A 9185-nucleotide genomic window follows, 5' to 3' on the forward strand; every position below is an offset into this window, starting at 1 on the left:
TCAGCCCTCCCCCGCGCCGGCGGTAGCCTGCTCGACGTCCGCGGCACCGCCGTCCTCCGTGCTGCCGGAGACGCCGCCCGGGTTGTCGCCCGCCGCGGCGTCCTGAGCGCCCGCGTCGGACGACGTCGTGCGCGTCACCGGCAGGAGCTCGACGGCGGGCGGGACGACCGCGGTCGCGCTTTCCTCGAACCCGAACTGCCCGACCTGGTCCGCGACGCGCGCGGCGAGGGCGAGCGGGACGTTGATCCGGCCCGGCTCCGCCTCGATGCCGCTGACCGTGGAGAGCGCCGCGGCGAGGTCGTCGTTCGCGCGGATGGTCGAGACGACGTCGCCGCTCACCGCCGTCGGGCCGGCGACGAGGGCCGCCTCGGCGACCTCCTGGGCGGCGACGGCCACCTGCACCTCGATGTCGACGACGTACGTGTCCGGCGCGGGCGCCTCCTCGCCCTCCCCCGTGGGGGCGGCCTGCTGGGGTGCCGGGCCGCTCAGCAGCAGGACGACGTCCGCCGGGAGGGTCTGCTCGGACACCACGTCCACGAGCGCGAAGCGCTCCAGGAGCGCCTCGAGCTCGATGGCCTCGGGGCTGCGCTCCTCGGAGCTGGTCGGCGTGGAGCCGGTGAGCGCGAGCGCGAGCGCGCGGGCGAGCCGCTGCTCCGGGGTGGCGTCCTGCGGGACCTCGCCCAGCTTCTCCCCGAGGCCCTCGGCCACGGTCTGGCGCGCGCTCTCCTCGTCCTGGTCCGTCCACGAGTCCGTCAGGCGGACGTGGCCGACCACCGAGGCCCCCGCCGTCTCGAGCTGCTCCGCGATCGCGTCGTCGCGCTCGTTGTCCGCCCCGTCCAGGTCGACGACGGCGACGCGACGGTCCTGGAGCGAACCGGCCACGAGCTGCGGCCCCGCCGCCTCGATGTACCGCGAGTCGTTGCCGAGCGTCACGTTCGCCTCGTCGAGCTGGTCGCGCAGCTCGTTGCGCTCGGTGCGCAGCTGCTCCACCTGCCCGGTGAGCTGGTCGCCGATGGCCCCCTGGAGCGGCCCCGCGCCGAGGATGATCCCCACGGCGAGCGCCAGGAAGACCGAGATCAACGAGACGATGTGGTACCTGAAGTCGATCACTGTGCGGTGGTGTCCTTCGGTTCGAGCTGCTGCGTGCTGGCAAGGTCAGGGTGCGCGGGAGCGCGGGTCGAGCGCGGTCGGGAGCGACGCGCGCGGGCCGACGACGGCCCGGTCGGGCTCAGCCGCCGCCCGTGAAGAGCGACCCGATCCACGACCAGAGGTCGTCGAACCGGGCGCCCACGATCCCGAAGAACGTCTGGCCCGCCGCCGTCGACCACAGTGCCGCGACGACGGCGAGGAGCCCCGCGATCGACAGGAGCCAGAGCTGGAGGTTGGAGATCCGGTGCCGGTACAGGCGCGAGACGCCCTTCGCGTCGACGAGCTTGCCGCCGACGCGCAGCCGGGTGAGGAACGTGCTGGCCATGCCCGCGCGGCCCTTGTCGAGGAACTCGACCAGGGTCGCGTGCGTCCCGACGGCGACGATGACCTCGGCGCCCTTGTCGTCGGCGAGGAGCATCGCGATGTCCTCGCTCGTGCCCGTCGCCGGGAACACGACCGGCTCGACGCCGAGTTCCTGGACGCGCTCCAGACCCGGCGCCTTGCCGTCGCGGTACGCGTGCACCACGACCTCGGCGCCGCTGCTCAGAGCGCGGTCGGACACCGAGTCCATGTCGCCGACGATCATGTCCGGCTTCCAGCCCGCGTCGAGGATCGCGTCCGCGCCGCCGTCCACGCCGATGAGGACGGGCCGGTACTCCGTGATGTAGGGGCGCAGCGTCGCGAGGTCCTCGCGGTAGTGGTAGCCGCGCACCACGATGAGCACCTGCCGCCCGTCGATCGGGGTGCGGATGTCCGGGACGCCGACGCCGTCGAGCAGCAGGTCCCGCTCGCGCCGCAGGTAGTTCATCGTGTTCTCGGCGAACGACTCGATCTCGACCGAGAGGTTGGCGCGCGCCTCCTCGAGGCTGCGCGCGACCGTCTCCTCGCTCTGCAGGACGCCCTCGGCCACCAGGTCGTCGCCGAGGTAGACCTTGCCGCCGTCGAGCCGCAGCTCACGACCCTCCGGGACGGCCATGATCGCCGGGCCCAGGTCGTCGACGAGCACGATCCCCGCCTCGACGAGGACGTCGGGCCCCAGGTTCGGGTAGCGTCCCGAGACCGACTTGGCGGCGTTGAGGACGGCGGACGGCTTGGCCGCGACGAGGGCGTCGGCGGCGACGCGGTCGATGTCGACGTGGTCGATCACCGCGACGTCGCCCGGCTGGAGCCGCTTCGTGAGCGCCTTGGTGCGCGCGTCGACCTTGGCCGGGCCGAGCGTGCCGGACCCGGCCTCCGGCAGGGAGGCTTTGCGCAGAGTGAGTCTCATCGTGCCCTATCGTCCCACGACCGAGGACTCCAGAAGCTCCACCGCGTGGCGGCGGGCCGCGTCCGAGTCCTCCTGCCCGGAGAGCATCCGCGCGAGCTCGCGGACGCGCTCGTCTCCCGTGACCTCGCGCACACCGGTGACCGTGACGCCCGCGGCCGGGTCACCGTCGCCCGTGCCCGACGGCGTGTCCGACGACTTCGTCACCACGAGCTGGACGTCCGCGAACGCCGCGACCTGGGCGAGGTGCGTCACGACGACCACCTGCGCGCGCGTCGCGAGGGACGCGAGCCGGCGCCCGACCTCGACCGCCGCCTTGCCCCCGACGCCCGCGTCGACCTCGTCGAAGACGAACGTCGGCAGCACCTGCCCGGTGCCGTCGACCGCCGCCGTCGCGAGCGCCACCTCGATCGCGAGCATCACGCGGGAGAGCTCGCCGCCCGACGCACCCTTGCCGAGCGGTCGGGCCGGCGCCCCGGCGTGGGCGACGAGCGAGAAGGTCACCACGTCGACGCCCCACGGGCCGGGCTCCTCGGCCCGAGCGACGTCGACCACGAGACTCGCGCCGCCCATGGCCAGCCCGCGCAGCTCGTCGGTCACGGCGGTCGCGAGCTCGGCCGCGGCGCGCTCGCGCGAGGCGGTGATCGCGGTCCCGAGGCGCTCCAGCTCCGCGTCGAGCTCGTCACGGCGCGCGGTCGCGGCGTGGAGCCGCTCGCCGCCGTCGTCCAGGTCCAGGAGCCGCAGCCCGGCGTCGCTCGCCCAGGCGAGCACGTCGTCCACCGTCTCGCCGTAGCTGCGGGTCAGCGTGCCGAGCTCGGCGAGGCGCGCGTGCGCGGTCTCGAGGCCCGCGGGGTCGGCTGCGAGGTCCTCGACGTAGCCCGAGATCTCCGTCGCGACGTCGGCGAGCACGTAGCCCACCTCCGCGAGCCGCTCGGCGAGCCGGGCGAGCACGGGGTCCGTGTCCGCCACCGCCTCGAGCGCGCGTCGCGCCCGGTCGACCGACACGACCGCGTTCTCCTGCGGCTCCACGGCCTCGTCGCCGGCCACGGCCTCGTGCGCGAGCTGCGCCGCGACCCGCAGCTCCTCGACGTTGCCCAGGCGCGCGACGAGCGCCGTGAGCTCGACGTCCTCGCCCGGCTGGGGGGCCACCCGCTCGACCTCCGCGAGGCCGAGGCGCAGCAGCTCGGCCTCCCGGGCGCGCTCGCCCGCGCGCGTCTCGATGTCCTCGATCTCCGCCTGCAGCGCCGACCGCTCGGTCCACGCGTCGCGGTACGCGGTCAGCAGCTCGGCGTGCGGTGGACCGGCGAACGCGTCCAGCGCGCTGCGCTGCCGGCTCGCGGTCCGCAGCCGGAGCTGGTCGGACTGGCCGTGGACCGTCACGAGGTCGTCGGCGATCTCCGCGAGCACGCCCTGCGGGACGCTGCGGCCACCGAGGTGCGCGCGCGACCGCCCCTCCGCCGCGACGGTGCGCAGGATGACGACCGTGCCGTCGTCGTCCACCTGGCCACCCGCGTCGTCGACCCGCTGCGCGACCGCCGGACGGTCCGTGACGCGCACGCGCCCCTCGACCACGGCGCTCGCCGCGCCCGGGCGCACCGTCGCCGGGTCCGCCTTGCCGCCCATGAGCAGGCCGAGCCCGGTGAGCACCATGGTCTTGCCCGCGCCCGTCTCGCCCGTGATCACGGTCAGGCCCGCCCCGACCGGGACGCGGGCCGACCGGATGACGCCGAGGTTCTCGATCGCGATCTCCTCGAGCACGCTCACTCCTCCTCGTCCGTGACGACCGGCTCCCCCGGTTCCCTGCCCGCGGCCGCGGCCGCGCGCTCCGCCGTCGTCCCCGCCGTCGCGGCGACGCTCGCCGCCCGCTCGCGCCACCCGACGACGGGGAGCGAGAACTTGGACACCAGCCGGTCCGTGAACGGCGCCGTGCTGAGGCGCGCGAGGCGCAGGGGCGTGTCCGAGCGCCGCACCTCGACCCGCGAGCCGTTGGGCAGGTCGATGCGCCGGCGGCCGTCGCACGTGAGCACGCCCGACGACGCCGAGTCCGGCAGCACGTCGACCGTGATCGTCGAGCGCGGGCCGACCACGAGCGGTCGCGCGAAGAGCGCGTGGGCCGCGAGCGGCACGACGAGCACCGCGTCCACGTCCGGCCACATCACCGGCCCGCCCGCGGAGAACGCGTGCGCCGTCGAGCCGGTCGCGGTCGCCGTCACGACGCCGTCGCACCCGAACGACGACAACGGGCGACCGTCGACGCCGAGGACGACCTCGATCATGCGCTCGCGCTGCGCCTTCTCGACCGTCGCCTCGTTGAGCGCCCACCCCACGAGCGGCTCCGGCTCGCCCGGGAGGAAGGCGCGGACCTCGACGATCGTGCGCTCCTCGACCGTGTAGTCGTACGCCGCCAGCCGCCCCACGGCGGCGCGCAGGTCCTCGCGCTCGCTCTCGGCGAGGAACCCCACGTGCCCGAGGTTGACGCCGAGCAGCGGCACCCCGGTCCCGTGCGTGAGCTCGGCGGCGCGCAGGATCGTGCCGTCGCCGCCGAGGACCATGACGACCTCGGACTCCGCGACGCCCTCGCGCGCCCGCGTGCGCGCCATGTGGTCGCCGAACTTCTCCGCGAGGTCGTCGTCGTGCAGCGTCACGGTGAACCCGGCGCGCTCGAGCTCGGTCACCGCCTCGTGCAGCGCGACGACCGCCTCGGGGCGGCCGCCGTGGGTCACGATCAGCACGCGTCGCGTCACGGTGCTCCTCCTGTCAGGGGTCGGTCGGGCGTCGTAGCGTCGGGCGTCGGACCCGGTCCGGCCGCCCGGGCGACGAGGACGACGGGCGGCAGGCCGCCGTCGGGCGCGGGCCGCCACGCCACCGCCGCGGCAGCGGCGTCCTCCAGCGCGGAGTCCTCGAGCGCGGCGTCGTCGGCGCGGCCGGGGTCGCCGGCCCGCAGCCACCAGAAGTACTCGCGGTTGCCGCTCGGCCCGGGCAGCGGGCTCGGCACGACGGCGAGCGGGCGCAGCCCGACGACCGCCGCGTGCCCCGCGACCGCGGCGACGACCTCGGCGTGGAGCGCGGGGTCGCGCACGACGCCGCCGCTCCCGAGGCGTTCCCGGCCGACCTCGAACTGCGGCTTCACGAGCAGAAGCAGGTCGGAGCCCGGGCCCACCACCCCCGCGACGGCGGGCAGCACCATCGCGAGCGAGATGAACGACAGGTCGCCGACGACGAGGTCGGGCACGGCCCCGACGTGCTCGGGAACCAGGTCGCGCACGTTGAGCCCCTCGTGCACCCGGACCCGAGGGTCGGCGCGCAGGGCCGGCACGAGCTGGTCGTGCCCGACGTCCACCGCCACGACCTCGCGCGCGCCCCGGCGCAGCAGGACGTCGGTGAAGCCCCCGGTCGACGCCCCCAGGTCGAGGCACCGCGCGCCGTCGACGGCGGGCGGCCGCGGCGGCGCGCCCGCGGGATCGAGCGCGTCCAGGGCGTCGAGCACCCCGGCGAGCTTGAACGCGGCGCGCGAGGCGTAGCCGGGGTCCGCCGGGTCGGGCGTCACCGCGAGCAGGTCGTCCGGCCCGACGGCGGTCGACGGCTTGGTCACGACCGTCCCGCCGCGCGTCACCCGGCCCGCGGCCACGAGCTCGGCGGCCTGGCGGCGCGACCGCGCGAGCCCGCGCCGGACGAGCTCGCCGTCGAGGCGGGCACCGGTGCGCTCGGCCACGCTCAGTCCTCCGTGCGGGCGAGCTCGGCGACCAGCGCGTCGTGCACGGCCTCCAGCACCCCCACGTGGTCGGCGGTGGTGAGCCCCTCCAGCCCGTCGAGCCGTCCGAGCGCGGTGTCGAGCGGACTGACGACCGACGACGGCTCCTCACCGTCTCGGCCGGCCGCCGGGCTCGCCGGTCGTCCGCCGGGAGGCGGTCCGGGAACCGGACGCAGCGGACCGTCCGTCATGTCCTGCCTCCTGTCTGCTGGGCTGCGCGAACGTCGCCCGGGCGATGTCCGGGCATCCCAGACCACGCTACCGGTTGCGTCCCACGGACGGGCACGACCATCTGCCTGCGCAGGGCGGCGCGTCGCGCCGCTCGCCCGTCGGGCTCAGTGCGTCCCGACGGGCAGCTCGGGGACCGTCGCCGGGTCCACGGGGAGCCCCGCGTCGGCCGACGCCCACGCCGCGGCGGCCGCCGCCCGGACGGTGTCCACCGTCGCGGTGCCCCGCACGTCCAGGCGCAGCGCGCCGTCGTCGACCCGCGCCGCGCTGTCGCCGCACGACCACCAGCCGGCCTCGGTGCGCACGGGCACCGGGTGCGGCTCGAGGAGGCTGCGCAGGTCCGCGCCCACGTAGTGCGGGCGCAGGTGCGGCTCCGCCAGGATCGCGTCCCGCGCCGTGCTCACCCCGGTCAGGACGTGCAGACCGGGATAGCCGCCCGCGCGGGCGCCGGCGAGGTCCGTGTCGAGCCGGTCCCCGACGACGAGCGGCGCCTCGGAGCCCGCGCGCTCGATCGCGAGCCGGTACATGGTCGGCGACGGCTTGCCCGCGCTGTCGGGCTCCACGCCCGTCGCGGCGCGCACGGCACCGACCAGCGACCCGTTGCCCGGCGCGAACCCGCGCGCGGTCGGCAGCGACAGGTCGAGGTTGCTCGCGACGTGCCACGCGCCCCGCTGGACGGCGTACGCCGCCTCGGCGAGCTGTGCCCAGCCGAGCTCCGGCGCGAAGCCCTGCGCCACGGCGTCGGGATCGTCGTCCGCGCTCTCCACGAGCACGAACCCGGCGTCGTGGACCGCCGTCACCAGACCCGCCCCACCGACCACGAGGACGCGCGCGCCCGGCTCGAGCCGGGTCCGCAGCAGCGCGGCGGCCGCCTGCGCGGCAGTCATGACCTCGTCCGCCGAGGTGGGGATGTCGAGGCCCGTGAGCTGCTCGGCCACCGAACCGGGCTCGCGCGACGCGTTGTTCGTGACGAACACGAGACGCATGCCACGGGCGCGCGCCGTCGTCAGACCCTCCGACGCGTGCTCGATCGGCTCGTGCCCGCGGTACGCGACGCCGTCGAGGTCGACGAGCGCGAGGTCGTACCGGTCGGCGAGCGCGACGTCGCTCCCGAGCAGCCCGGCGCTCACCGGTCGGCCCCGTCCGACGGCGCGGCACCCTCCGTCGTGTCCGGAGCCTCGTCCGGCGTGTCGCCCTGCGGGCCCTCGGGCGCGCCCTCGTCGGACTGCTCGACCGCACCGTCGGTGCTCGTCGGTCGCGACGCGCCGGAAGCCTCGTCCTCGGACTGCTCGGGCTCCTCGATCTCGTCCGTCAGGTCGTAGACCACGACGTCGTCGTCCTCCTCGCCCAGCGCCGCAGCAAGCAGGCTCGCGTCGATGCCCGCGAGGATCTGCGCGGCCTCCTCGGTCCGGCCGGCGACCTCGAGAACCGACGCCCGCGCCTGCAGGACGCGCGCGCCCAGCTCGCCGCGCGCCCCGACCGCGGGCACCTGCTCGAGCGCCGCGAGGGCGGCGTCGAGCTCGCCGAGGTCGACGCGCGCGCCGCTCACGACGATCGCGAGCTCCGTGCGCCCGACGTCGTCGAGGGTCGCGGCCTCCTCCGACGCCGCGAGGGCGAGCGCGCGCTCCGGCCGTCCGAGCCCTCGCTCGCAGTCGGCCATGATCGGCAGGTGCTCCGACGACCCGTTGAGGCGTCGCACGGTGCGCAGCTCGCGGAGCGCCTCGGCGTACCGGCCGGTCGCGTAGGCCGTCAGACCCGCCGCCTCGCGCGCGACGTCGACGCGGCCCGCACGCCGCACCGCGGCCTGCGCGTGCTCGTAGGCGAGCTCCGGGTCGGAGTCGATGAGCCGCCCGGCCATGACCAGGTGACGTCCGACGACCTCCGCGGTCTCCTTGCTCAACGTCCGTAGGCGACCGCGCGCCGCGCGGTCGAGCTGCGAGATCTGCACCTCGTCGGGGATCTCCGGCCCCGCGGGGTGACGCGGCTCGGGACGGCGGTCGAAGCCCTCACGATCCCGGCCGGCCCCGGCACGGGGTGCGTGCCCGCGGCGGTCGCCACCTCGGCGGTCGTCACGCGCGCCTGCACCGTCGCGACGACGCTCGGACGAGTCCCGGTCGTACCGCCCCCGGTCCCCCTCACCCGCACGAGCGGGTCGCTGGTACCCGTCGCCGCGCGCACCGGACGTGCCGCGCCCGTCACGAGCGGGCGAACGGTCGTCGCGGCGCCCGGGACGGTCGCCGGCCCGACGGTCGCGGTCCGTGCCCCCGTACCCCCGGTCGGGTCGGCCCCCCTCCGCGCGGCCGCGCGTGCCGTCGGGCTTCCCTCGGTAGCCGCCGTCCTGCCGTCCGCGCGAGTCACCCGACCCGCGACGGGCGTCGTCGCCACCGCCACGACGACGGTCGCGGCCGCCGGGGGCAGCGCCGCCGCCGGGTCGTCCGGGCCCCGCCCCGCGCGCGTCACGGGAGGAACCCTGTCGCCCGTCACGGTCGCGTCGACCACCACGGTCGTCGCCCGACGACGGGCGCTCCGACTCGGGATCGTGGGAGGTGTCGTTCACGGGGTTACCTCTCGTTCTGGAGTTTGCGCAGGCCATCTTCCCACGTCGGCCCCGCCGTGACACGTGACGGAGGGGCCCGGGGAGTCCTGCGGCGCGACGTCGGCGCGGGCCCGCCCGGACGGGGTGGCCAGCGCGAGGGTCCGGAAATGCCGAAGGCCCACCCCGTGTGGGGTGGGCCTTCGGTGAAGGGTTGTCCGGCGGCGTCCTACTCTCCCACCCCGTCTCCAGGGCAGTAC

At 76.2% G+C, this 9185-nt stretch carries 8 protein-coding genes; all 8 read right to left on the reverse strand.

Features of this window, described 5'->3' with window-relative positions:
* Complete coding sequence (locus ACZ402_RS19685; protein WP_375826014.1) at positions 1-1110, reverse strand: copper transporter; 1110 nt, start codon at positions 1108-1110, stop codon at positions 1-3.
* A 118-nt stretch (positions 1111-1228) separates the two neighbouring features.
* The gene (gene steA, locus ACZ402_RS19690) at positions 1229-2416 is read right to left on the reverse strand and encodes a putative cytokinetic ring protein SteA (RefSeq protein ID WP_375826015.1); all 1188 of its coding nucleotides are present in this window, start codon (positions 2414-2416) and stop codon (positions 1229-1231) included.
* A 6-nt stretch (positions 2417-2422) separates the two neighbouring features.
* On the reverse strand, positions 2423-4171 hold the full coding sequence (gene recN / locus ACZ402_RS19695; protein WP_375826016.1) for a DNA repair protein RecN: 1749 nt from the start codon (positions 4169-4171) through the stop codon (positions 2423-2425).
* A 2-nt stretch (positions 4172-4173) separates the two neighbouring features.
* On the reverse strand, positions 4174-5157 hold the full coding sequence (locus tag ACZ402_RS19700) for an NAD kinase (RefSeq protein ID WP_375826017.1): 984 nt from the start codon (positions 5155-5157) through the stop codon (positions 4174-4176).
* The gene (locus tag ACZ402_RS19705; RefSeq protein WP_375826018.1) at positions 5154-6125 is read right to left on the reverse strand and encodes a TlyA family RNA methyltransferase; all 972 of its coding nucleotides are present in this window, start codon (positions 6123-6125) and stop codon (positions 5154-5156) included. Before ACZ402_RS19705 ends, ACZ402_RS19700 begins: the two co-directional genes overlap by 4 nt.
* Positions 6126-6127: 2 nt before the next feature.
* Positions 6128-6355, reverse strand: a complete 228-nt coding sequence (locus tag ACZ402_RS19710; protein WP_375826019.1) for a hypothetical protein — start codon at positions 6353-6355, stop codon at positions 6128-6130.
* Between the two features lie 144 nt (positions 6356-6499).
* Positions 6500-7522: an HAD-IIA family hydrolase gene (locus tag ACZ402_RS19715; protein ID WP_375826020.1), complete on the reverse strand. Its 1023-nt coding sequence runs from the start codon at positions 7520-7522 to the stop codon at positions 6500-6502.
* Positions 7519-8292: a hypothetical protein gene (locus ACZ402_RS19720; RefSeq protein ID WP_375826021.1), complete on the reverse strand. Its 774-nt coding sequence runs from the start codon at positions 8290-8292 to the stop codon at positions 7519-7521. Before ACZ402_RS19720 ends, ACZ402_RS19715 begins: the two co-directional genes overlap by 4 nt.
* Between the last annotated feature and the right edge of the window lie 893 nt (positions 8293-9185).

It is taken from the genome of Cellulosimicrobium sp. NPDC030954 (genome assembly GCF_055571305.1).